The organism is Candidatus Aramenus sp. CH1, assembly GCA_022678445.1.
Taxonomy (GTDB): domain Archaea; phylum Thermoproteota; class Thermoprotei_A; order Sulfolobales; family Sulfolobaceae; genus Aramenus.
Genome location: JALBWU010000001.1, coordinates 70,066 through 92,348, shown reverse-complemented (window position 1 = coordinate 92,348; position 22,283 = coordinate 70,066). Strand labels below are relative to the sequence as shown.

Here is a 22,283-nt window from a genome sequence, read left to right as displayed (position 1 = left end):
TATGCTAATTGGCGCAATATCCGACATTCATTCCCCTAGGTACCTAAATGACTTCTTCGTCGCATTCAGGTACCTCCCAGAGGTAGAGCTAGTCCTCCTAGCTGGTGACCTGACGGAAAAGGGAAACTACCTCCACTTCGACCCAGTGTATAACGCGCTAAAGAAGTTCAAGGTAGTGGCTACCTTTGGAAACGAGGACTTCGTAGAGTACAGGGAGAAGTTCAGGGAAAAGTACCCAGAAGTGATATGGCTAGAGGACCAGAAGGTGGAGCTTGGAGGGATCACCGTGGTCGGGAGCGAGGGGGTAATAGAGAAGCCCACCTTTTACCAAAGGCTTAAGAGCTTCGACGAGTCCTTCTATATCAAGAGGAAGGAAAAGATCGAGGAGTTACTGTGTTCCTCCAGTGGTTTTAAGATCCTCCTCACGCATTACGCCACCACCTTCGCTACGGTCTACGGGGAGAAGAGGTTCGCCTACCCTGGTCTTGGTTACAACTTGTTGGAAGAGGTTAAGTGCCTCCCTCACGTCTCCGTTCACGGCCACGCTCACTACGCCAAGGTTACTTACGCGGTGGTCAGAGGAGTAAAGGTTTACAACGTGGCGTTACCTGCCAACAAGAAATTTACGATAATAAGGATTGACGAAACAGAAGTAGACGGAGAGGAGAAACCTAAAAACAAAATAAATTGAAAAAATCAGACTCTTTGATCTTGAGGCAGTTCCTCGTACTTCTTAAACACTAGGTACCACGCCTTAGCGTTAGGCATCTTTATCCTGAACTGTGCCTCATCTAGGGTAGTAGGTGCTCCTATCACTACTTCCTTGCCTGGCTCCCAGTCTGCCGGTGTGGCCACCTTAGCCTTGTAGGCTACCATGACTGCCTTAGTTATCCTTACCATCTCCTCAATCTTTCTACCAGCTTCGATTGGATACTGCGCCAGGAACCTTATTGTCCCTGTTGGGTCAACTATGAACACTCCCCTAACAGTTACTCCGGAACTCTCGTCCACTAAGTCAAGTAGCCTAGCCAGCTTCTTGTCGGGGTCGGCAATTACGGGGAACTTTATCCTTTCGCCATACCTCTGTTCAATGTCGTTGAGCCAAGCTATGTGGGAGTAGATGCTGTCCACGCTAAGTCCCATTAGCTGGACTCCCATCCTGTCGAACTCGTCGTAGACCTTGTTGAAGCCGACGAACTCGGTAGTACATACTGGCGTGAAGTCAGCTGGGTGTGCAAACAGGAACAGCCACCTTCCCTTTCCAAATATGTCCTTGTAGAAGTCAATAGGTCCCTTAGTTGTGATGACTTGCACATCTGGGAACTTCTGGTATACCTTCACCATTTAGACTCACTACAAACTACTAGTTAAAGCGGATTTAAAACGTTTCCACCTTAACGCTGTTGGGTAAAGTATTTTAAGTTTGTTGAGAAACATATAGTTTTACAGAAAGGGGAGTACTCGCTCCAGAGGACTCACTTGTACTCCGTGAAGCCCTCTTCCTTTATCACGTTACTTACCACGTTTGACACCCAGTTAAGTGCCGGGGTGACCCAGCCAAACCTCCTGAGCACTCTGTAGATTAGGGGTAACTTAAGTCCAGCCCCCGCAGCTAACGGGTGGCCTCCACCCCCTAGCCTTACCGCGAACTTCCTCACCTCGTAGCGGTTGCTCCTGAAGGATATTGCCTTGCCGTTGGCCGAGGCAAACACCACTGCTCCAGACCTGGTCATTATGTATTGCCCAGCGTAGCTTATGTCAGGGGCACCCTTCCACCTTATCGCCACCGCCACCTTCTTCCCGTCCACTTCTATAACCTTGTAGTACTTCTTCAGCCTCTGGTACCCCCTCAACTCCTCGTCGACCTTGTCCTCCAAGATCTTCTGGAACTCGTCGTTCCAGAGGACGCCGTTGTAGAAGGTCTGTATTAGCTTCTCCTTCCACGCGAAGTCTCTGTTCCCTTCTACCACCCTCCTAAGCTTCTCTCCCATGGGGTCGTCGTGCAACCAGATGTCAACTGAGCAGTCCGCTGAGACCAACTTCGCCGAGAACTCGTCGTTTGGATTCATGTACTTGTGTACTACCCCTGCCCCACAAGTTGAGGTGTCGTGGTATACCTCTACCCCAATTTCCTTTAGCTTGCTCTTCCATTCCTCCTTCCACACGTGGTGGTCAAACCACTGCACTTTAGCCCCTTCTCCCACTAGCCTCTTCAAGCTCTCCACTATTGACGGTAAAGTGGAGGCGTTTATCCCTAGGTCTGCTATCATTACGTTGCTTACTCCCCTTAGCTCTAGCTTCGCCAGAAGGTTGTGTAACTTGGTGGGTTCCGTGAACCAGACCTTCTTTGGTAAGGAGTTCACGGCCCTCGAGTACACCGCTGCGGAGGCAGTACCGTCAAAGTCGTTGTGAACTATCGCGTAAAAGTCCATTTTAAGTAAAAGCCACTCTAACTACTATTAAACTTTATTCCAGAAGACGAAGTCACCTTGCCCTTGTAGAGGAAGGTGACCTGCCTTAAGGTGGCGTAGTAGTCAAAAGCGTCCAAAGCGGAGATGCCGTCCTTCGGCATAACCACGTTGTACCACCTTAGGGCAGCGCTACCTGCAGTGTGTAGGACGCAGATGTTAGCTACCGTCCCCACTACCACCACGTTCTGCACGTTCTTTACCCTGAGTACGTAGTCCAATGGGGTCTCAAAGAACGCATCATACCTATACTTCTTGACCAGGAAGTCGTCCTTTTCCGGCTTGAGCTCGTCGATTATCTCCGCCCCCCAAGTACCTGCTAACGCGTGTTCTCCCCATATCTTGAACTCGGGGTCGTCCTTCATGTGCCAGTCTTGGGTGTAGACCACGAGGGCCGAGGACTCCCTAGCTTTTCTGAGCAGTTCCCTTATCGCCGGGATAGTCCTTTCAGCTTCTGGTACGTAAAGCTTCCCCTCCTTCCTCACGAAGTCATTCTGCATGTCTACCACCACTAGGGCTGTCTTCCTGGGGTCTAGTACTACTTCCTTCTCCTCGGGTATGGGTGGAACTCTTACCTCCATAAGAAGTAATACGAACACGTGTTTTTATCTCTTTAACTCCTTGGACAGCTTGTCTGCTACCCTCAGCACTTCCGGGTAGCCCCTCTTGGAGAGATCTAGGGCGTCCTGCAGGTCAGTCCTGTTGCCGGGGCTATAGTAGTACTTGCCAGCCTTTACGCCTACCTTTTCTCCGTTGACCACCACGTACTGGACCCCTCCCTCCTCCACCAGGTCCCCAACCAACTTCGACTTTGCTACCCCCATTGTGTGGGCCTCGAGGAGAACGCCGATGACCGTAGCTATCCCGCTTTTCCTTGGGTGGGCTAGGCCGTGGCCATCCACTAAAATGAGGTCGCAGGAGAGCCCCTCGAGTGCCTTCAGCATTATTGGCGCCTCGCGCATGAAGAGGTAGCCGGGAATGTAAGGGAAGTCCACCTTTCCCTTTACGGCGTTGTGCTGGTAGCTATTACCGTCAAACCTCACCGCTACAGCGACCCCCTCCTCTCCCTTGTACGCCACGTCCACCCCGCAAATTGACTTGGCGTTTTCCAGTCCAAAGTGTTCTATTGCCACGTTCTTCGCTATCAACTGTTGGAGGAGCCTTAAGAAGTTTACAACGTAGTCCACTTTCTCTCACTCAGCCTAAGCAGGAACTGGAACTGCCGTAGGGACTGAACTGCGTTGGGGCGGTAACGCCTCACCTCTTCAACTGCCTCTTGGGCGTCGAGTCCGAGCTTTAAGATCAAGTACGCCGAGATCACCGTGCCCGTCCTCCCGATACCGCCGACGCAGTGGACTAGGTTCCCCCTTCCCTTGCTGAGCCACTTGTATATCTCCTCCATCTGTTCTTCAGTGGGAGGGTAGTTGTCCGGAATTGGTACGTGGAGGTACTCAAAGCCCATCTCCTTTAGCAGGGAGAAGTAGTAATCTGCGCTACCCCACACCTCCTCTATCTCCCACTCCTCTGGTAGGACGAGAACCCTCTTAACCCCCTGGGACTTCCACTCCTTTAGCTCATCTAAAGCGTAAGGTATGTGAGATCCGCCAATCTCGTTCTTTATCACCCAGTACATCCTCATCCCTCAGTAGATCCGCTGTTCTTCATCTACCTTTATTTACTCTCACGAGAACTTTAAGCTTATGCAGAGGCTGTCAACTGGTATATCAGAGTTCGACAAGCTCATCGAGGGAGGCATCCCGCAGGGATTCTTCGTGGCCCTCACGGGGGAGCCCGGCACTGGGAAGACAATCTTTGCGGAGAGCTTTATAAACGAGGGGCTGAAGGAGGGAGACCCCTGCATATACGTCACTACAGAGGAGAGCAGGGACTCCATAATTGCCCAAGCGAAGCAGTTCAACTGGAACTTCGAAAACTACTTGGAAAAGAGGCTCATCATCATAGATGCTCTCATGAAGGAGAAGGAAGACCCTTGGTCCCTGCTCGAGCTGACGCCAGAGGAGCTAGTGAACAAGGTAGTTGAGGCAAAGCAGAAGCTCAGGACTTCTAGGCCAGCCAGGCTAGTAATAGACTCGCTAAGCGCCCTATTCCTGGATAAGCCAGCCATGGCAAGGAAGATAAGTTACTACTTGAAGAGGGTGCTCTACAAGTGGAAGTTCACGATCCTTGCCACGTCCCAGTACGCCATAACCACTTCGGAGGCCTTCGGCTTTGGGGTAGAGCACGTGGCAGACGGCATAGTGAGGTTTAGGAGGTCGCTCAAGGACGGTAGACTCAGGAGATTCATAGTCATTGAGAAGATGAGGCAGACCAACCACGACAAGTACGTGTGGGAGATAGACATAGTTCCAGGGAAGGGCATAGTGCTCCTAGGGAGGCTAAACGAAAGGGTTGAGGACTACGCGCTTCCGGAGAAGGTGAAGGAAAAGATAAAGAAGAGCAAGGAAAAACAGGGAGAGCTATAGACTCTTTATGTAGTTCATTATGCCGCCTTTCTTCAGGATCTCGAGGGCCATCCCGGTTATCCCCTTACCCTTGTACACCTTTCCGTTTACCTCTATTTCCCCCGTCTCCACGTTAACCTTCACGTAGTCTACCTCGTTTATTAGCTCCTTTGCGTTCGGCAGGACTATCACTGGTAGACCGTTGTTTATGCAGTTCCTGTAGAATATCCTGGCGAAGCTCTCCGCAATTATAGCCTTTACTCCCGCTGCCTTGAGGGCTATCGCTGCCTGCTCCCTTGAGGACCCCATGCCAAACACCTTCCCCGCCACGAGGATGACGCCCTTAGACGCCTTCTTGTAGAACTCCGGGTCAATGGGCTCCATGGCGTGCTGTGCCAGGTACTGGGGGTCGGTGTACTTGAGGTGGCGCGCCGGGATGATTATGTCTGTGTCTATCTTGTCCCCGAACTTCATCACTGGACCTTCCACTATCATTCTAGATCCCTCGGGTCAGTTATCTTCCCGGTTGCCGCGGTGGCAGCTGCTACCGCGGGCCCCGCTAGGTATACCTTTGAGTCCACGCTCCCCATCCTCCCCTTGAAGTTCCTCGAGCTCGTCGAGACTATTGTCTCCCCGGGTCCAGCAACGCCGAAGTGGCCTCCCAAGCAGGGCCCACAAGTTCCATAGGTCACGATACATCCAGCGTTTACTAAGGTCTCCACGTAGCCCAGCTCCATGGCCTGCTTGAACATCTTATAAGAGGCTGGAATTGCAATGCACCTAGTCTTCACTGTCCTTCCCTTCAGTATCTTAGCCGCGACCTCAAAGTCGCTTAACCTCCCGTTAGTACAGGAGCCTATGTAAACTTGGTCGACCTCTATTCCCTCTGCCTCCCTCGCAGTCCTCACGTTGTCTACGCTGTGGGGTGCGGCCACCAGAGGCTCCATCTTGTCTAGCTCTATGGTATAGGTGTCCACGTACTTGGCCCCCTGGTCTGGCCTAACCACAGGAGGTTCGTAGTCCCTCATTGTCTTTATGTAGTTTACGGTCTCCTCGTCCGGCACAAACATCAACGCGTCGGCGTTCATCTCTATGCCCATGTTGGACACCGTAGCTCTGTAGTCCATTGGGAAAGCCCTCGGCCTCTCGACCTCAACCTCTATGGACATGCCGTTAAAGTAGTCGGCTTTGAACTCGCCCAATATCTTCAGTGCCACATCCTTTCCGTTTATCCACTTGGCCGGCTCTCCCTTTAAGACGACCTTGAACGGCTCTGGAACCATTAGCCACGTCTTCCCGGTTATCACCGCAGCAGCTATGTCGCTTGCCCCCATGCCTTGGGCAAAGGCACCTACTGCACCAGAGGTAGTCGTGTGGCTGTCCGCTGCGACTATTACTTGTCCGGGGTTTGCGTAGTCCTCTATGAGCACCTCGTGCAGGATGCCGAAATTTGTGTCGTGGAAGTTGGGCAGTCCCATCTTCCTGACGAACTTCCTTATGTAACCCTGGATCTCGGCGCTCCTCTGGTCTGGAGGAGGGGCCAAGTGGTCAAAGGCTATTACGACCTTGGACTTGTCGAACACCTTCTCTAGGCCTGCCTTTTCCATTACCTCTATTACGTGATACCCCGTTAAGTCGTGGAATCCCACTATGTCGACCTTTATCTCCGCCACGTCCCCTGGGGAGACGGTCCTCCCTGCAGCCCTAGATAGGATTTTCTCGGTTAGTGTTTGCATAAGAGAAGAAAGAGGTACGTGAATAAATAAATCTTTTATTTAAGAACAGTTCTCTCCTCGAACTTATTCCCTCCCCCTGACTCTATTACGCCTTTACCTATCTCGTAGGAGATGAAGACATATCCGCACTCCGGGCAGACCTTAGTCACCCTCTTACCTTCCTTTATGAGCTTCTCCTCGACTACCTTTTTACAGACTGGGCAATATCTCCTAGCCATGCCAAAGTCATTGTCTTAAACTGTTAATAAGGGAGACTGCACAGTAATTGGTACATACTGATTGTAAAAATTGAGGAAAGTTGTTAAGAGTTCCTGGGATAATCTATATATCTAGGTCTACAGATACCGTTAATTATGGACGAAATAAACAGGAAGATTTTACTAATGCTATTAAGGGACTACAACACCTCCCAGAGAAGGATAGCCAAGGAACTAAACTTGTCCCCTCCCGCCGTCAACTACAGGATCGATAGGCTTATCTCCGAGGGAGTTATAAAGAAGGTCTCCCTTTACGTTAACCCTAACTTTTACGGCAAGTACCACGGCTACGTGTCCTTCAGCAACGTGAACTCTTGGGAAGGGGAGTACGTCTCAAAGTTCACCTGCTTGGAGAAGCTGACTGTTTACGAAATAGAGGGCAGTTCGCTCCAACAGCTCGAGGACACCATATCCAAGATGAAGGAGAAGCTTGGAGAGTCCAAGATGGTCTACGTGCCCACCCAGTTCCCCTACAAGCCCTCCACCTTTGACGTGAAGTTGGTCTCAATGCTGAAGGAGAACCCCACCATGGACAGCCTAGAGTTGGCTGAGAGGATGAAGGTGTCGTCTAAGACCGTGAGGAGGCATTTAAGGTACTTGCAGAGCAAGGGGTTACTCAGGCTAGTCCCCATAGTGGACGTGGCAAAGGCAGGGATAGTGATGTTCGGGATATTCACCAAAAGCGTTGAGGTTACCAGGAAAGTGCTTTCCCCGGTGATGTTCAGGGAGATAAGCGACGATAAGGCCGGGATCTTCGTGAGCATCGCTAAGGACTTTGAGGAGACCAAGCTTTACGTGGACAAGGTAAGGAAGTTCGACCCAGACGCCGACGTTATGATAACTTACAGTTACGAGTTCTCCGAGTGACGAGTTAACTTTTTAACTTGGATAGCCTATCCAAACTTATGAGTTACCGAGTAGTTGCCCTAGCTGTACTCGTCATCGTGGCGTTCACGGTGGTCGGGGTTTACGACTTTTATAAGCTCCACTCTTCCCCAACTTCCGTTAGAACAATGAGGATAGTCTCCCTTTCTCCTAGCGATACGCAGGTCCTAGTCTCCCTGGGGTTGGGGAAGGACATAGTAGGCTTGGACTCCTACTCCTATTCCCTCATCCAGGAGCTCAACGACACTTCTTACCTGCCCAAGAACGTCACTGTCTTCCCGCAAATATACCCAGTTAACGTGTCCGGGGTCATTTCGTTAAGCCCAACTGCGGTGGTTGGCGAAGAGGGCCTCATAGGTAGTTACGTGCAGAAGATGGAGGAGGCTGGGTTAAACGTAATAGTTACAAACGCAGACTACGCCTCAAACTTTTACCAGATAGAGAACATCATATCCTACCTAGGTAAGGAGTTTAACGCTACGCAGGAGGCCCAGAACTTGACGTCTTGGATGAACAAGGAGATAGCCAACTTTACTGTCACGGGTAACATCACGGTGGCGTACTTGCTGTGGATATGCCCTAACGAGGACTTCTACACTGCTGGGGGGAACACTTTCATTAGCGACGTGATATCCCTGGCAGGGGGAGTAAACGTGTTCGCTGGGCAGTCAGGCTACCCGCTACTGGACCCCTCCCAGCTACTCTTGGCCAATCCGCAAGTAATGGTAGTCCAGGAGGTGTACAACTTGAGCTACACGGAGTACCTCATATCCCACATCCCGGGGGTGCAGAACTTAACTGCGTACAAGGAGGGGAGGATCTACGTGCTCTCAGACAACCTACCTGCTGACCTCCTCAACGAACCAGGGCCCTTGGCAGTGTACGGGGTGGAGATGATGAAAGAGATTATACAGGGAGAGACCCCCAGCTTTGTAAGCACGGAGTGGGTTAAGGAGAACTTGAGGCCCTCACTGCCGGTGTTCTAGATGGAGAAAGCAAAGGTCTTTTTCCTGTTCTCTTTCCTAGCCCTCTCTTTCCTCTTGGCTACGCTTTACGGCTCAGTTTACATTCCTCCAAAAGAGCTCTTTGCTCCCCACGGCGTGTATAAGGAGATCCTCCTTGACATAAGGTTGCCCACGGTAGTTTCGGCAGCGCTAATAGGGGCGTCCCTTGCTGTCTCAGGGGCAGTCCTCCAGCTACTTCTGAGGAACCCTATCGTAGACCCCTACATCACCGGTACGGCCTCAGGAGGAGCTTTCGGCGCAGTGCTTGCGTATTTCCTTTTGGCGTTTGGTCTCCCCTTTAACTGGGTAATCTACTTCTCACCGCTAGTGGCCTTCGTCTTCGCCCTGTTCTCAACTCTCGTGACCATAGCCATAGGGAGGAGAGGGGGCGTGTACGGGATAGTGGTCGGAGGAGTAGTTGTGTCCTACCTCTTCTCCTCTCTCATAACCATAATGCTCACCCTCATAGAGCTTCGCTTCCCGCAAGTACCACCCCTGACGTTCTGGCTACTGGGAGACGTGCAAGTTATTGGCTGGGAATACGTCGTAACGCTAGCGCTACTCTTTTCCGTCTTGCTCTCAGTTGGCGTTGCCAACGCTAGGAGGATAGACCTAGTCTCAATAAGCGACGAGATGTCCTACGCCCGTGGAGTCAACCCATCAAGGTTTAGGGTATTCTGGGTAGTCATGCTCAGCCTTGTTACTGCCTTCATAGTTTCCCAAGTAGGAATTGTGGGCTTCGTGGGCATAGTAGTCCCCCACGTTATAAGGAGGTTCGTCGGCGGTAGCGCAACGTCCCTAGTGCCCTTTTCCGCCCTCCTAGGGGCCTCCACCTTGCTCCTGAGTAACGTGGTGTCGGACGGAGCCCTAGGGGTGAAGATACCCATTACCGCAATAACAGCAATCCTTGCTTTCCCGGTGATAGTGTACGCCCTGGTGAGGGGAGTTGCTAATCAGGGGGCTTAAGGTAAGGCTCTCAAACAAGTTGGTTCTTGACAACGTTACAGTTGAGCTAAAGGACGGGGTAAACTTGATCCTGGGCCCAAACGGGTCGGGAAAGACCACGTTGCTGAGGACAATAATAGGCATGGTAAAGCCCATGGGAGGAGAGCTAAAAGTGGAGGGAGAGAGGTCTTACGTCCCTGCAGAGTTCTTCAACGCCCAAATGAAGGTAATAGACGTCCTCCTCTCAGGAGGAGGGAGTCGGCTAGAGGAATACTTGGATTACGTTGACTACTTGAACCTCAGGGACTTCCTTGAGAGGGACTTCTCAACCCTAAGTACTGGGGAGAAGAAGTTGACGTTAATAGCCAAGGCGTTAGCTGAGGGTGATCTCGTGATCATGGACGAGCCCACCTCTGGCCTCGATTTGAGGAACTCGGCAAAGGTCGTAAAAGTGCTTAGGGAGGTCAAAAAGACCTTCATAGTGGCGACCCACGACTTACACTTCCTGAGGGTGGCCTCTTGGGCAATCCTAATGAAGGAAGGCAGGGTGGTGTTCCAGGGGAGCCCAAGGGACGTGGACGACGTGACGCTCACCGAGTTGTACGGTACTCCAGTGAAGAAGGTTAAAGTGGACGGGGAGGTCTACTTCCTGGCTTGAAGCTTAGCCCTCCCTGAGCTTCTGGAACAGTAACCAAGACGCGTGCGACGCGGACTTCACTGTCTCCAACGTGGGGAAGAGCCTCCACTCTACCTCACCGTGGGCAAGCAAGTTCCTCACGTTTATTGACAGCCTAAAGACGAGGCTAGTCCTCCTGTCCATGAACCTCTCGGCCCACGCCAACAGGGAACCCTGGGAGTAGGGGAACGTCTCGTTGTTTACCTTTACCTTGTACTTGCTCCACCCCTTTCTGAGGATGTAGAGCTTTAACCTCCTGTAGTCTAAGTCCTTTACCTTCACCGCCTTACCCTTGTACCTTATGATCACCACGTCCCCTAGCCACTCAGAGTAAAGCGATCTGAGGGACATTTCCATGACTAGGTAAGCTTCCAGTGTAGCCACTTCGTTTAGCCCCCCCATTTCCAAGAGCTTTAAGGCGTCCGACTGCACCTTCACCACTTTTTCCGGCAAGTCCCAGTGCAGTTCTCCCTCGCCCAACACAGCATAAGGCACGTTAGCCAAGAAGACGCCTAACGCATCCCTTTTCCTCTCCACCTTAACAACTTGATCCCTTATTCTCACCTTCCCCTTCTCGTACTCCAGGTTGGAGAGGGCCTCCTCCAGTATTTCGTCATCTCCAGCCCTACGGTACTGGAAGAAGTCATTGACTTCCTTGATGACCCTTTTCCTCAAGTCCACAGCTAAGGTTTAATTTGACGCAATTTATCTTTTCCCATGCCTGGAGGAAGAGGTAGGATAGGCGTAATATTGCCCGCAAACAACGCTGGTATGGAGTACGACCTATGGAAGATGACCCCAGAGGGCGTCACCATTCACGTAACTAGGATGAGGCCTACGAGAGGGTGTGAACCCTCAGACCCAGAGGAGTTCGAAAGGGAACTCAGGGAGGCGTACCACCTCTTAGAGGAGGTGTCCGACGTCGTAGTTTACGGCAGGACTTACGGTACCCACAAACACGCCCACGTGATAAGGAAGGCTATAGGCAACGTGGTAATCCCAGAGGAAGAGGTGGTGAAGCTCCTTAAGAAGTTGGGCGCCAAAAAGGTCTGGGTTGGCACACCCTACGTTAAGGAGAGGACTTTGGAGGAGGTCTCGTGGATAAGGGAGAACGGCTTCGAAGTGACAGGATACGACGGGCTAGGGAAGGTAAAGGGAGTGGACATATCCAACACCCCCGTCTTTACAATCTACAGACTCGTGAAGAGGAACTTACAAGAAGTGCTTAAGGCAGACGCAGTCTACATAGCGTGTACTGCCTTGTCCACGTATGAGGCGGTAAAGTATTTAAGGGAAGACCTCAAGATGCCCGTGGTTTCGGAGAACGCGGCTGCTATGTGGGGCGCACTTAACGCCATCAAGGTAAACTTCAAGGTCCCTGGGGTTGAGGAGTGACAACTTTTATAATGTAAAATTAGCGATTATAAGAGGAGAATGAAAAAGAGCTACGTAATCTTAGGCTTTGCCCTTATGGTGTTGTCCATCTTTGCCGTAATTTACGTGTACACGGGCATAAAGCCCATAACTAACGTGTTAAATCCAAACGAGACTTTCAACTTTAAGGTAGACCAACCTTCTGTCGTACTTTTTCACGATGTAACCCCTGTGGACTTCTCCTTCCACAACTTGATAGTGATAAGGGAGGGGAACGACATCGTAGTCCAAGGTTACAACGGTAGCATCGTGGTAATCAACAATACTACCCACCCCGTGACGCTGAAGTACACTGTAATCGCCGAGGACGTCAGCTTTGGGCTGAACTTCGCGCTTTTGATAATAATCTTTGTAATAGGGGCTGGGCTAGTAGTGGTCGGGGCAAAGAGGTGAACTATAGTTATAGTAATGAAGGCTTTTAAGTAATTTAAGTTAACATAAACCCATGGGTTACTTCGATACCATACCAACTAAGGACAAGGCCAGGGCTTTTCTAGTGTCCTCCTCTGGCTTTCTGCTAGACGGCTACGACCTGTCCGTGATCTCCTTTGCCGAGCCATTCATCCAGAAGGAAATGTCTTTAAGCTCAGCACAGCTGGGGCTCGTTGTGTCTTCATCCCTTATCGGAATGATAATTGGCTCCCTTCTCTTGGGAAGGCTCTCCGACAGGGTAGGCAGGAAGAAGCTAATGGGCATCGACTTGTTTTTCTTCCTCGTGTTTGCCCTTACTTCGGCGTTGTCCGAGAACTTCGCCGAGCTCTTCTCTTCTAGGCTACTCCTAGGCGTAGGAATCGGAGGGGACTACCCCATAAGCAGTACCCTGCTGTCGGAGGTCTCCCCCTCAAGGAGCAGGGGACAGTACCTAGTGGGCGCAGTGGCCATGTACTGGGTTGGGGCGTTGCTTGCTAACGTTGCCAACTTGCTCTTCCTACCAGCTGGCCCCTACTTCTGGAGGTACGTCTTCCTTCTAGGCTCAATAATCTCAGTCCCAATAGTGATAGCTAGGATAAAGCTACTCGAGTCCCCAAGGTGGCTAGTATACGTGGGGAAGGTAAATGCCGAGGTACCCAGGGAGCTGGAGTCAAAGGGGGCACACGGCTTCTTGGACATCTTTAAGGGGACACTGTTGATAGTGGCCGTAGTTACCTCTGCCGTGTGGTTTCTCTTCGACGTTGCTGCCTATGGCATAGGGCTCTACTATCCCTACATACTCAAGGAGTTCGCGTTCCCGTCCTACTACAGTGTGATATACGGCACCATATTGATCTCCTTGGCGTCTCTAGCCGGTTACCTCGTCGCTGTGACAGTAATAGACCGCCGGTTAGGAAGAAGGGGGGTAATGCTAGTGGGACTGGGCTCCATGGCCTTCCTGCTATACTTGGGCGCATTTACGAAGATAGTCGGGCCAGTACTGGTTCCCTACTTCATGGCATTTGTGGCGTTGGAGCAGTGGGCAGGGGCAGTGACGCTCTTCTATCCCACGGAGCTCTTCCCCACGTCAGTAAGGTCAACTGGGCAGGGGTTTGCGACTGCAGTGAGTAGGGTTGGGGCAGTGCTCGGGGTATACTACTTCCCCCAGATGACCAAGGAACTCGGCTTCTCCACCTCCCTCGAGGTCTTCGCCACTACTAGTCTGGTCGCGTTCTTAGTGTCGTTATGGTTCGTCAAGGAGACTAGGAGGATGCAATTGGAGGAGACCTCTGTCGGGGTAAGCGAACCCCTCAGAAAGGCTATATAAGCTTAATGGGCACAACGCCATTTTTTACTTGTGAGGCTTGCAGTAGACATAGGCGGGACATTTACAGACCTAGTCTACGTTGACGACGACGGTAACGTGAGGTTTTACAAGCTCTCTAGCACGCCCAAGGCCCCTGAGGAAGGCCTGCTCCAAGGGATAGAGGAGATGGGCGTGAAGCTCACGGAAGTAGTCCACGCTACCACCGTAGCTACAAATGCCCTTCTAGGGCAAATCAACTTGGAGTTGTCCCCAGTTGCCTTGATGACTACAAAGGGCTTCAAGGACGTAATAGAGATAGGCAGGCAAAACAGGCCAGAGCTCTACAACCCGTACTTCGAGAGACCCAAGCCACTCGTCCCAAGGGAGTTGAGGTTGGAAGTGGAGGAAAGGGTGAACGCAGAGGGCAAGGTGCTTGTCCCCTTGAACGAGAGGGAGGCCGAGGAGCTAGCAAAGGAAGCGTCAAAGGTCGCTATAGCCTTAGCCATTTCTTTCCTTCACTCCTACACTAATCCTAAAAACGAAGTCAAGGCTAAGAAAATAGCCGAGAAGTACTTTAAGTACGTGAGCGTCTCGAGCGAAGTAGCCCCTGAACCCAGGGAGTACGAGAGGACGTCCACGACGGTAGTCAACGCAGTGCTAATGCCAATAGTGTCGAGGTACTTAAACGCGTTGGAGGGAGTAATGGCAAAGTACAACGCTAAGCTCTACGTCATGGCGAGCTCGGGCGGGCTAGTGGACTCCAGCGAGGCCTCCAAGAGGCCAATACAGATCATAGAGTCTGGCCCCGCCGCGGGGCTTGTGGGAGTTCAAGCTTTCTCCAGGGAGTTGGGAATCGACAACGCCATAAGCTTCGACATGGGGGGTACCACTGCCAAGGCTGGGACAGTGATAAATGGCGAGGTCAACGTTACTACTGAGTACGAGGTCGGGGGGAGGACCCACTACGGCAGGATAGTCAAGGGCTCCGGCTACCCAGTTAGGTTTCCCTTCGTGGACTTGGTGGAAGTCTCAGCGGGCGGCGGTACTATCATATGGAGGGACGAGGCTGGGGCTTTAAGGGTAGGCCCAACGAGCGCTGGCGCAGACCCAGGCCCAATGAGCTACGGTAAGGGAGGGAAGAGCCCTACCTTGACTGACGCCAACCTAGTTTTAGGGAGGATAGGGGAGAGGTTGCTCTCAGGGCAGATGACGTTGAGGAAGGACTTGGCCCTAATGGGGCTCTCAGCCCTAGGAGACCCAGAGGAGGTCGCTTTGAACGCCTTGAGGCTTGCAGTACTGGAAATGGCCAGGGCGATAAGGCTGGTAACAGTGGAGAGGGGGATCGACCCATCCACCATGACGCTCTTCGCCTTTGGTGGCGCAGGGCCACAGTTCGCGCTGGAAATAGCTGAGGAGCTGGGGATAAGGCAAGTAATAGTCCCACCCCAGCCTGGCCTCTTCAGCGCAATGGGTATGCTCTTCGCCGACAAGAAGTTCGAGGCCCGGAAGTCCTTTCCAAATGATCTGGAGAGGGACTTCCAAGAGCTAGAGAGGGAGCTGGCAAAGAGGCTCGGGGAAGTGGACTACTTCCTGAGGTACGCTGACGTGAGGTACGAGGGGCAGGGGTGGGAGCTCACAGTCCAAATCAATGACGTGAACAAGCTCAAGGAGGAGTTCGAGAGGAAACACGAGTCTACGTACGGGTTTAAGCTAGACAGGCCGATAGAGGTGGTGACCATAAGGGTATTCGCTGTGAGGAGGACGAGGAGGCCGAGAATGCCAGACCCTCCCACTTACTGTACGCCTTCAGTAAGTAGCCGTGAGGTGATGTTCGACTCCTGGCAGGAGGTCCCGGTTTACGTAAGGGAAACGTTGCCCATGGGCTTTGAAATTGAGGGGCCTGCAGTCATCGAGGAGTACAGCTCGACCACCGTCCTGAGGCCAGGGTGGAGGGCTAGGGTAGAGAAGATGGGGGCTCTGAGGTGTTGGAGATGAGGTGGGAGCTGGTTCACAGGGCCTCAGTGTACATAGCTGAGGAAATGGGAGCCTCGCTAAAGAGATCAGCGTTCTCCCCAAACATCAGGGAAAGGATGGACCACAGTTGCGCAATTGTGGACGAGGATGGTAAGATAGTCGCGCAGGCAGAGCACATACCGGTGCACTTGGGCTCGTTCAAGGTGGGCGTGCAGAACGTCCTCTCCTTCCTTGAGAGGGAGGGTATGGAGCTGGAGGACGGGGACATGGTGGTGTTTAACGACCCTTACATCTCAGGGACCCACTTAAACGACGTAGGTCTCTTGGCCCCCATCTTTCACCGGGGGAAGTTAGTAGGGTACGTAGTCAACAAGGCCCACCACGTAGACGTTGGTGGACCCATGCCCGGTAGTCTCAACCCATTCGCTAGGACAATATACGAGGAGGGCGTCGTTATACCACCAACCAAGCTGGTAAAGAGGGGGGAGGTCAACAAGGAGGTGATCTCGTTCGTTAGGGAGAACTTCAAGGTCCCGGACTTCTCAGTTGGCGACCTAAACGCCCAGATAGCGTCTAACAAGGTCGGGATAGCCAGGGTAAGAGAGTTATTCTCGAAATACGAAAACGTGAAGGAAAGCTGGGAGGCCTCGATAAGCTACGGCAGGGAGATGGCGTTGTCGAGGATAAGGGAGTGGAGGAAGGGGAGGTTTGAAGCCGAGGACGTCCTAGAGTGGGGCCAAGGCTTCCTGAGGATAAGGCTTAGCCTAGAGGTGAGGGAGGACGGAGTGGTAGCGGACTTCACTGGGACAGACAAGCAGGTGGAGGGACCGTTAAACGCCGTCCTAGGCGTCACTTACTCCGCAGTTTCCTTTGCAGTTAGGTCAATGGTAGGAGAAGTCCCCACTAACGAGGGTTTCTACTCCGTTGTTAAGGTTGTGGCGGAGGAGGGTAGCCTCCTGAACCCGAGGAAGCCATCGGCAGTGGGAGGGGGAAACGTAGAGACCTCCCAGAGGGTAGCCGACGTCACTTTCCTAGCCCTGTCAAAGGCACTCCCAGGAAGAGTGCCCGCAGCCAGCTCCGGGACCATGATGAACGTTATGCTCGGCGGGATGTGGAACGGGAGGTTCTGGTCGTACTACGAGACAATAGGGGGTGGCAGTGGGGCTAGGCCCTTCAAGGACGGAGTATCAGCTGTGCAGAACAACATGACAAACACGTTAAACACGCCAATAGAAGTTGCAGAGAAGAACTACCCACTGCTCTTCACCTCCTACCGCGTAAGGGAGGGAAGCGGCGGTAAGGGAAAATACAGGGGAGGGGACGGAATAGTGAGGAGCTTCAAGGTATTAGAGAGGACAACCATGTCCTTGATTGCTGATAGATTTGTGAAGGGGCCGTGGGGCCTAGAAGGAGGAGAAGCGGGAAAGCAGGGAAGGGCGGTCATAAGGAGGAAGGATAAGGTAGACGAAATGCCCGGCAAGTTCACGGTAACTCTGGAACCGGGGGACGAGGTAGTCCTGGAGTCGCCAGGAGGAGGAGGGTACGGTAAGCCTTGTTCCTAAGCGGGAACTCCAAGTGAAACTAGGTGTTCTACGTTGTATCCTTAAATATCTGGAACATGTTATCTCCGAATATGGAAACAAAACTAAGGGTAACCTCAGCCCTCCTCTTAGCCTTGTTTGGGCTATCGCTAGTAGGAGTAATGGCCCAGGGGTTTTCTCACCAAGTATCGTACACGGTATACTATTCAAGGTATGATTCAATATACAGGTCTTTTTCCATGTCAGGGCCGATAATGGGCATCCATTCAGGAATAATGCAGAACTACACAGTCTACATGGTCTCATCTGAGAACTTCAGCTCCACCGATTACCAAGGTAACGTCATAAAGATGGACGAGAACTTCACTACTTACGTGTTAGACCAAGGGAGCCTCAAGCAAGTGACACTGAACTACACAGTAGAGGTCAAGGGCGGAATGTTCATAACAGTATCTTCTTCCCCCCAGCTTATCAGAGTACTAGTGAGCTCCGACGGGAGAACCCAAGTGGCTTGGGCTGGCTTCCTGTCCACTGCAGGGACAGTCCAGGGGTACACCTACATTAACTACACCGGTACCGTGATCCTGCAGTACGCCAACGGCACGTCCATCTATAACGTAAGCGTAAAGGTCTCGGACAACACTGCCGTGAAGGGATCCACGACTGTAGACCTACTTCAGATGAGCGTAGCCAAGGTTACCACTCACGTTAAGACGTCAGTTGTAGTCACTAACGTACCGAGGAAGTACGAGTTCTACAACTTCTTGACCGAGATAAACGGTACAAACATAAGCTCCCTAGGCAAGTACAACGTAACCTTGGCAAGGTTTAACGGCACGCTGTTGCCTGCGATCGTGTGGAATGCCTCTGCGCAGTTTGAAACGAGTAGTCTCGTCAACTTCAATGGGCAGAACTTCGGCATCTCCAACTCCGGAAACGTGAACAACGTTATGATAGCCTTCTACGGCGTTAACGGCACGCTGGTTGCAGTAGTGAGGGAGGACAACTTCTTCTCCCAGAAGGAGGTGAACAACGGACTGTTGAACTCCTCCTTCATTGGCATGAGGGGTGTAAGCGACATCGCGTACTCCTCCATAATGATAATAAAGGTCAACGGTGTCCTGGCTGAGAGTCCCTTGAGCGTTGGAGTAGTTAACGTAAACGGGAACAAGGTAGTTGTAGTTATGACCGATCACTACGACGTGGAGACCACCGCTAACGTGAGCTTCACCCACGAAGTGTTCGTAAACACGCTTGGAGTCCTCGTGAAGGTATACGTAAACTCCACCGGCACCTACGTAGTGGTCTTCAAGAACAACGAGACCGGCGTAGTGAAGCAAGTTAAGCCCGTCAATGTGACCAACACAACCGTGTCCTACAACGGGGCCACTTACGTAGCACAGAAGGTCGAAGTAAACGCTACCGGTTACGTGTTGTTTAACGTTACTCCGATAATGAAGACGTCACACATCATCGTAGTAGAGGTAGAGAACGGCAATTTTGTCGCCTTAAACAGTAGCGACTACTTCATCGTAAACAACACCATCGAGGTATTCACGGACCCTGCCCAGACGTACTACGTGCTGTACTCGCCACAGTCTACCGCGACTTCTACCACGTCCACTACAACTACCTCTCAGTCCACTGCACCGTCCACTACAACTACCTCTCAGTCCACTGCACCATCTACCTCAACCACGTCCACCGTAACAACTACAAGCACTTCTTCTTCCTCTGAGTCAACATCTCCAAGTCCATCCGCCTCAACCACTCCCGCCACCTCGTCCCCGCTGATGTACGCAGTGATAGGGATCATAGTGGTAATTATAGCGGTCTTGGCGGTAGTCTTAATGAGGAGAAAGTAAAACCCTTTTTTACCTCTTCGTGAAGTTCTCGTACATCTTAAGCTGTTCTTGCGTCACTGATGGCTTTACCCTGGAAAGTACCTTCCTAAAGTCGTCCATTGTGACCCTCGTCCTTAGAGTCCCGGTCTCGACTGACTCCCTCAGTAGGTCTCTCTTCACTTCCTCCACGACAAGCTTTAGGTCGGAAGGAGTGTAGAGCTGGGTTGCCCTAGCCAGTTCCCTAAGCGTCTCGTCGTCAACTTCTAGGCCCTTGATCAGCACCTTGAGCACCTTAAACCTACCCTCCTCGTCTGGTGGAGGGACGTAGATGACCTTATCGAACCTCCCCGGCCTCAAGATGGCGGGGTCGAGATCCCAAGGCCTATTTGTAGCTCCGACCACTATGATGTCGCTGAAGTTCCTGAGCCCGTCCATCTCAGTGAGGAGTTGGGTGAGCGCGTTCCTCCACTCGTTGAAGCTCCTGGCCCTAGCTATCATGTCCACTTCGTCGATGAAGACTATAGCAGGAGCGTTGTCCTTAGCTATGTTGAACTTCTCTGAGATTATTTCCGGCGCCTTGAGGAGGCCCGCTGAGGACACTTCGTCCCCGGAGATGACTATGAACGACGCATTTACCTCATTTGCCAAGGCCTTCGCTATGCTGGTCTTCCCAGTGCCAGGGGGGCCGTAGAGCAAAACGCCCTTTACCGGCTTTATGCCGATCTTCTCGGCGAACTCCCTTTTCTTCAAGGGTAGCTCTATGGACTCCCTTATCACCTTCTTCACCTCCTCAAGGTCCCCTAGGTCGTCCCACCTAACGTCAGGGACGCCGTAGTAGTGGACCTTAATCTTAGTCCTCGAGTACTTCCTGGCTATGGTCTCGAACTTCACCAAAGTGGATATCGACACTGAGGGCTTGTATACCTCTAGGTACTTGAGGAAGTCCTCCGTTTTGGGGGAGCTAACCTCGGAGAGGACTCTCTCTGCCACTAGCTTTATGTCTGCAGGGGAATATCTATAGCTCTTCTTAGCTAGCAGAGAGTAGTCTATCCCTTCAAGCTTGACGTACCCTCTCCATATCTCCTCCCTCTCCTTTTCGTCCGGCAGAGGGACGAACAGCACTTCGTCGAACCTGCCTGGCCTCAGGAAGGCCTCGTCGATCTCCTGCGGTATGTTGGTTGCCCCTATGACCAAGAGCTTCAGCGACTTGTCGTGGAACTCTTGCAACTTAGTGAGCAATATGTTCACCAGCCTGTGCGTTACCTCGTGTATCTCCCCTTCCCTGCTCATGGCGAACCCGTCTAGCTCGTCTATGAAGAGCACCGCAGGCGCGTTGTTCTCTACCTCGCTGAGGAAGGAGTAGAGCAAGTACTCGCTCTCTCCATACCACTTGCTTAAGACGTCGTTGGCCTTAAGTTCAAAGAAGTTCCACTCCATCTTATTGGCCAGGGCCTTGGCCATCATGGTCTTCCCAGTGCCAGGGGGGCCAAATAGGATGACCCCGTAAGTCCTCCCCTTGCTCACCTCCTCCGCTATCTTCTCTAGTCTCTCCTTTACCTCCCTCCTGTCAAATACGTCTTCCCACCTCACAGCGGGGATGTAAGCGGTCTTCCTCACCTTCTTCCTAGAGTAGAGATTTGCCCTTATCATCATAAGGTAAAAGATTAGGGGCACAAGGAAGAAGAGTACGTAAACCACGTCAGTGGCTATACTTATGATCTCCGAGGCGTTCACAAGAAAACATAGCAAAGAAAATTTAAAAATCACGTGTAAGGAGGTATGACCTCTCCTTCAGTGGGGTCCTTGCTGTAGTCGACGTACACGTTCTTCACCTTTACGTACTCCTCTACGCCGTACTTGGAGTTCTCCCCAGCTTGTCCCGATAGCCTGAACCCAGTGTGGTACCCTTGTGTTGCCTCTGGACCGGGCATGTTGACGTAGAGCTCCCCGAACTTGATCTCCCTGGCCGCCTTCATGGCCAACGACACGTCCCTTGTGAACAAGTAAGAGGCAAGCCCGTAGTCTGAGTCGTTCGCCAGCCTTATGACTTCGTCGAAGTCGTCCGAGACCTTCATTGCGCCGATAACGGGGCCGAAGATCTCCTCCCTGAAGATCTCCATGTCCTGCGTCACGTTGGTGAGTATTGTGGGCATGTAGAAGAACCCCTTGGAGTACCTGTCCGGGAGCTCTGGCTTTTTACCTCCATATAGTATCTGGGCCCCATGTGCCACAGCCCTCACCACGAAGCCTGACACCTTATTCCACTGCTGGCTGTTTATCAAGGGCCCCATGTCGCTCGACCTAGGTTCACCTATCTTCAGTTGCCTCGTCTTCTCCATGAAGAGCTGTAGGAACTTGTCGTACACGGCCTCGTGTACGTAGAGCCTCTCCGCAGCTATGCAGGACTGTCCGGCGTTCCAATACTTGGCCCACATTAGCACCTTGGCGGCCAGCTCAAGGTCTGCGTCCTTCCAGACTATGAACGGCGCCTTCCCTCCAAGTTCCAGGATCACCTTGGCCATTATGGAAGAGGCCGACTTCATCACCTGCACCCCTGTCCTAGACTCACCAGTTAAAGTTATCACAGCCACTTTCTTGTGGGAGGTCAAGTAGTCTCCTATAACGCTTCCCTTCCCGGTGACCAAGTTAACTGTCCCAGGAGGGAAGCCGGCTTGCCTGACCTTCTCCACTATCCAACCGGCTACGAGTGGGGTGTCCGACGACGGCTTGAGCACAACAGTGTTCCCAGTTATCAAGGCGGGGCCTATTTTCCTCGCTATCATTGCAGCCGGGAAGTTCCAGGGGGTTATGGCCAAGACTACGCCGTAGGGAACCTTGTACTGGAAGATCACCCTCTCCGGCTTTGTTCCCTCAACTACGTCCCCGGTTATCTTCCTGGCGAACTCGGCGTAGTACTGGAGTTGGTCTATTACTCCGTCTACCTCTTGCGCTGCCTCTTTTCTCGGTTTCCCTACCTCGTCCATTAGGAGGTTTTCCAACTCCTCCCTGCTCTCCCTTATGAGGTCTATTAGCCTGTACAAGTACTTGCTCCTCTCCACTGAAGTTAACTTCTCCCACTTCTTTTGCGCCTCGTATGCAGCGTCGATTGCCCTGTCTGCGTCTTCTCTAGACGCGGAGGCGAACTTCCCGTAGAGCTCCCCAGTGCTCGGGTTGTACTTATTGAGGTACTCGTCAGAGGAGGGCTTTACCCACTCTCCGTTTATAAAAAGGTTCTGAACTCTATCCATACACAATTTACGACTTCTTTGTTTAAAAAGAGACCTTCTATAATATTGCCCTTTTTATTTTTAACCACGTTTTTCATTTGAAAAATAAAAAC

Annotated in this window: 23 protein-coding genes; 12 read left to right on the top strand and 11 right to left on the bottom strand. The window is 52.0% G+C overall.

All coding sequences use genetic code 11. From position 1 onward, the window contains the following. The first annotated feature begins 1 nt into the window (after position 1). Positions 2-691: a metallophosphoesterase family protein gene (locus tag MPF33_00490; protein MCI2413723.1), complete on the top strand. Its 690-nt coding sequence runs from the start codon at positions 2-4 to the stop codon at positions 689-691. A gap of 5 nt (positions 692-696) precedes the next feature. Here the strand turns inward: MPF33_00490 and MPF33_00485 are convergent, their stop codons facing one another. From MPF33_00485 to MPF33_00465, 5 genes are all read right to left on the bottom strand, one after another. Then, entirely contained in the window at positions 697-1,344 is a 648-nt protein-coding gene (locus tag MPF33_00485; GenBank protein MCI2413722.1) for a peroxiredoxin, read from the bottom strand. Between the two features lie 131 nt (positions 1,345-1,475). After that, entirely contained in the window at positions 1,476-2,432 is a 957-nt protein-coding gene (locus MPF33_00480) for a DHHA1 domain-containing protein (protein ID MCI2413721.1), read from the bottom strand. Between the two features lie 17 nt (positions 2,433-2,449). Beyond that, a complete protein-coding gene (locus MPF33_00475) occupies positions 2,450-3,049 on the bottom strand; it encodes a cysteine hydrolase (protein MCI2413720.1) in 600 nt (199 codons plus the stop codon). A 24-nt stretch (positions 3,050-3,073) separates the two neighbouring features. Then, a complete protein-coding gene (locus MPF33_00470) occupies positions 3,074-3,655 on the bottom strand; it encodes an endonuclease V (GenBank protein ID MCI2413719.1) in 582 nt (193 codons plus the stop codon). Further along, positions 3,640-4,101: a dual specificity protein phosphatase family protein gene (locus MPF33_00465; GenBank protein ID MCI2413718.1), complete on the bottom strand. Its 462-nt coding sequence runs from the start codon at positions 4,099-4,101 to the stop codon at positions 3,640-3,642. The genes MPF33_00470 and MPF33_00465 overlap by 16 nt, the downstream gene beginning before the upstream one ends. A 67-nt stretch (positions 4,102-4,168) precedes the next feature. Here MPF33_00465 and MPF33_00460 point away from each other — a divergent pair, with 67 nt between their 5' ends. Further along, complete coding sequence (locus MPF33_00460) at positions 4,169-4,951, top strand: KaiC domain-containing protein (protein ID MCI2413717.1); 783 nt, start codon at positions 4,169-4,171, stop codon at positions 4,949-4,951. Here the strand turns inward: MPF33_00460 and MPF33_00455 are convergent. From MPF33_00455 to MPF33_00445, 3 genes are read right to left on the bottom strand one after another with little or no spacing between them, the layout of a single operon-like run. After that, positions 4,946-5,425, bottom strand: a complete 480-nt coding sequence (locus MPF33_00455; protein ID MCI2413716.1) for a 3-isopropylmalate dehydratase small subunit — start codon at positions 5,423-5,425, stop codon at positions 4,946-4,948. The genes MPF33_00460 and MPF33_00455 overlap by 6 nt on opposite strands. Then, a complete protein-coding gene (locus MPF33_00450) occupies positions 5,422-6,666 on the bottom strand; it encodes a 3-isopropylmalate dehydratase large subunit (protein ID MCI2413715.1) in 1,245 nt (414 codons plus the stop codon). The genes MPF33_00455 and MPF33_00450 overlap by 4 nt, the downstream gene beginning before the upstream one ends. 35 nt (positions 6,667-6,701) lie before the next feature. Beyond that, positions 6,702-6,884, bottom strand: coding sequence for a hypothetical protein (locus MPF33_00445; protein ID MCI2413714.1), 183 nt, complete (start codon positions 6,882-6,884; stop codon positions 6,702-6,704). A 135-nt stretch (positions 6,885-7,019) separates the two neighbouring features. On the opposite strand from MPF33_00445, the gene MPF33_00440 reads away from it, so the two are divergent. The 4 genes from MPF33_00440 to MPF33_00425 are packed head-to-tail and all read left to right on the top strand — an operon-like array spanning position 7,020 to position 10,415. Continuing rightward, complete coding sequence (locus tag MPF33_00440; protein ID MCI2413713.1) at positions 7,020-7,790, top strand: winged helix-turn-helix transcriptional regulator; 771 nt, start codon at positions 7,020-7,022, stop codon at positions 7,788-7,790. A 38-nt stretch (positions 7,791-7,828) separates the two neighbouring features. After that, complete coding sequence (locus MPF33_00435; GenBank protein MCI2413712.1) at positions 7,829-8,794, top strand: ABC transporter substrate-binding protein; 966 nt, start codon at positions 7,829-7,831, stop codon at positions 8,792-8,794. Further along, the gene (locus MPF33_00430) at positions 8,795-9,778 is read left to right on the top strand and encodes an iron ABC transporter permease (GenBank protein ID MCI2413711.1); all 984 of its coding nucleotides are present in this window, start codon (positions 8,795-8,797) and stop codon (positions 9,776-9,778) included. Next, a complete protein-coding gene (locus MPF33_00425; GenBank protein ID MCI2413710.1) occupies positions 9,759-10,415 on the top strand; it encodes an ABC transporter ATP-binding protein in 657 nt (218 codons plus the stop codon). The genes MPF33_00430 and MPF33_00425 overlap by 20 nt, the downstream gene beginning before the upstream one ends. Before the next feature lie 3 nt (positions 10,416-10,418). On the opposite strand, the gene MPF33_00420 is transcribed toward MPF33_00425, so the two are convergent. Beyond that, positions 10,419-11,114, bottom strand: a complete 696-nt coding sequence (locus MPF33_00420) for a hypothetical protein (protein MCI2413709.1) — start codon at positions 11,112-11,114, stop codon at positions 10,419-10,421. Between the two features lie 36 nt (positions 11,115-11,150). Here MPF33_00420 and MPF33_00415 point away from each other — a divergent pair, with 36 nt between their 5' ends. The 6 genes from MPF33_00415 (at position 11,151) to MPF33_00390 (ending at position 18,964) form a co-directional block, all read left to right on the top strand. Further along, positions 11,151-11,828 (top strand): arylmalonate decarboxylase, encoded by a 678-nt coding sequence (locus tag MPF33_00415; GenBank protein ID MCI2413708.1) that lies wholly within the window; start codon positions 11,151-11,153, stop codon positions 11,826-11,828. Between the two features lie 39 nt (positions 11,829-11,867). Next, positions 11,868-12,260 (top strand): hypothetical protein, encoded by a 393-nt coding sequence (locus MPF33_00410; protein ID MCI2413707.1) that lies wholly within the window; start codon positions 11,868-11,870, stop codon positions 12,258-12,260. A gap of 52 nt (positions 12,261-12,312) precedes the next feature. Next, positions 12,313-13,605, top strand: a complete 1,293-nt coding sequence (locus tag MPF33_00405) for an MFS transporter (protein ID MCI2413706.1) — start codon at positions 12,313-12,315, stop codon at positions 13,603-13,605. 30 nt (positions 13,606-13,635) lie between these two features. Then, positions 13,636-15,579 (top strand): hydantoinase/oxoprolinase family protein, encoded by a 1,944-nt coding sequence (locus tag MPF33_00400; GenBank protein ID MCI2413705.1) that lies wholly within the window; start codon positions 13,636-13,638, stop codon positions 15,577-15,579. Further along, positions 15,576-17,120, top strand: coding sequence for a hydantoinase B/oxoprolinase family protein (locus tag MPF33_00395; GenBank protein MCI2413704.1), 1,545 nt, complete (start codon positions 15,576-15,578; stop codon positions 17,118-17,120). The genes MPF33_00400 and MPF33_00395 overlap by 4 nt, the downstream gene beginning before the upstream one ends. A 71-nt stretch (positions 17,121-17,191) precedes the next feature. Next, the gene (locus tag MPF33_00390; GenBank protein ID MCI2413703.1) at positions 17,192-18,964 is read left to right on the top strand and encodes a hypothetical protein; all 1,773 of its coding nucleotides are present in this window, start codon (positions 17,192-17,194) and stop codon (positions 18,962-18,964) included. 9 nt (positions 18,965-18,973) lie between these two features. Here MPF33_00390 and MPF33_00385 read toward each other — a convergent pair whose 3' ends face one another. Continuing rightward, the gene (locus MPF33_00385; protein ID MCI2413702.1) at positions 18,974-20,677 is read right to left on the bottom strand and encodes an AAA family ATPase; all 1,704 of its coding nucleotides are present in this window, start codon (positions 20,675-20,677) and stop codon (positions 18,974-18,976) included. 29 nt (positions 20,678-20,706) lie between these two features. Next, positions 20,707-22,191 carry an aldehyde dehydrogenase gene (locus tag MPF33_00380; protein ID MCI2413701.1) on the bottom strand — a complete coding sequence of 495 codons (1,485 nt, stop codon included), beginning with the start codon at positions 22,189-22,191 and terminating at the stop codon, positions 20,707-20,709. Between the last annotated feature and the right edge of the window lie 92 nt (positions 22,192-22,283).

Excerpts from the sequence above, each read along its gene's own strand:
- MPF33_00465 (MCI2413718.1), bottom strand. The coding sequence starts at position 4,101 with ATGTACTGGGTGATAAAGAACGAGATTGGCGGATCTCACATACCTTAC.
- MPF33_00380 (MCI2413701.1), bottom strand. The coding sequence starts at position 22,191 with ATGGATAGAGTTCAGAACCTTTTTATAAACGGAGAGTGGGTAAAGCCC.
- MPF33_00445 (MCI2413714.1), bottom strand. The coding sequence starts at position 6,884 with ATGGCTAGGAGATATTGCCCAGTCTGTAAAAAGGTAGTCGAGGAGAAG.
- MPF33_00435 (MCI2413712.1), top strand. The coding sequence starts at position 7,829 with ATGAGTTACCGAGTAGTTGCCCTAGCTGTACTCGTCATCGTGGCGTTC.
- MPF33_00450 (MCI2413715.1), bottom strand. The coding sequence starts at position 6,666 with ATGCAAACACTAACCGAGAAAATCCTATCTAGGGCTGCAGGGAGGACC.
- MPF33_00390 (MCI2413703.1), top strand. The coding sequence starts at position 17,192 with ATGGAAACAAAACTAAGGGTAACCTCAGCCCTCCTCTTAGCCTTGTTT.
- MPF33_00460 (MCI2413717.1), top strand. The coding sequence starts at position 4,169 with ATGCAGAGGCTGTCAACTGGTATATCAGAGTTCGACAAGCTCATCGAG.
- MPF33_00475 (MCI2413720.1), bottom strand. The coding sequence starts at position 3,049 with ATGGAGGTAAGAGTTCCACCCATACCCGAGGAGAAGGAAGTAGTACTA.
- MPF33_00455 (MCI2413716.1), bottom strand. The coding sequence starts at position 5,425 with ATGATAGTGGAAGGTCCAGTGATGAAGTTCGGGGACAAGATAGACACA.
- MPF33_00485 (MCI2413722.1), bottom strand. The coding sequence starts at position 1,344 with ATGGTGAAGGTATACCAGAAGTTCCCAGATGTGCAAGTCATCACAACT.
- MPF33_00480 (MCI2413721.1), bottom strand. The coding sequence starts at position 2,432 with ATGGACTTTTACGCGATAGTTCACAACGACTTTGACGGTACTGCCTCC.
- MPF33_00440 (MCI2413713.1), top strand. The coding sequence starts at position 7,020 with ATGGACGAAATAAACAGGAAGATTTTACTAATGCTATTAAGGGACTAC.
- MPF33_00430 (MCI2413711.1), top strand. The coding sequence starts at position 8,795 with ATGGAGAAAGCAAAGGTCTTTTTCCTGTTCTCTTTCCTAGCCCTCTCT.
- MPF33_00395 (MCI2413704.1), top strand. The coding sequence starts at position 15,576 with ATGAGGTGGGAGCTGGTTCACAGGGCCTCAGTGTACATAGCTGAGGAA.
- MPF33_00410 (MCI2413707.1), top strand. The coding sequence starts at position 11,868 with ATGAAAAAGAGCTACGTAATCTTAGGCTTTGCCCTTATGGTGTTGTCC.
- MPF33_00490 (MCI2413723.1), top strand. The coding sequence starts at position 2 with ATGCTAATTGGCGCAATATCCGACATTCATTCCCCTAGGTACCTAAAT.
- MPF33_00405 (MCI2413706.1), top strand. The coding sequence starts at position 12,313 with ATGGGTTACTTCGATACCATACCAACTAAGGACAAGGCCAGGGCTTTT.
- MPF33_00415 (MCI2413708.1), top strand. The coding sequence starts at position 11,151 with ATGCCTGGAGGAAGAGGTAGGATAGGCGTAATATTGCCCGCAAACAAC.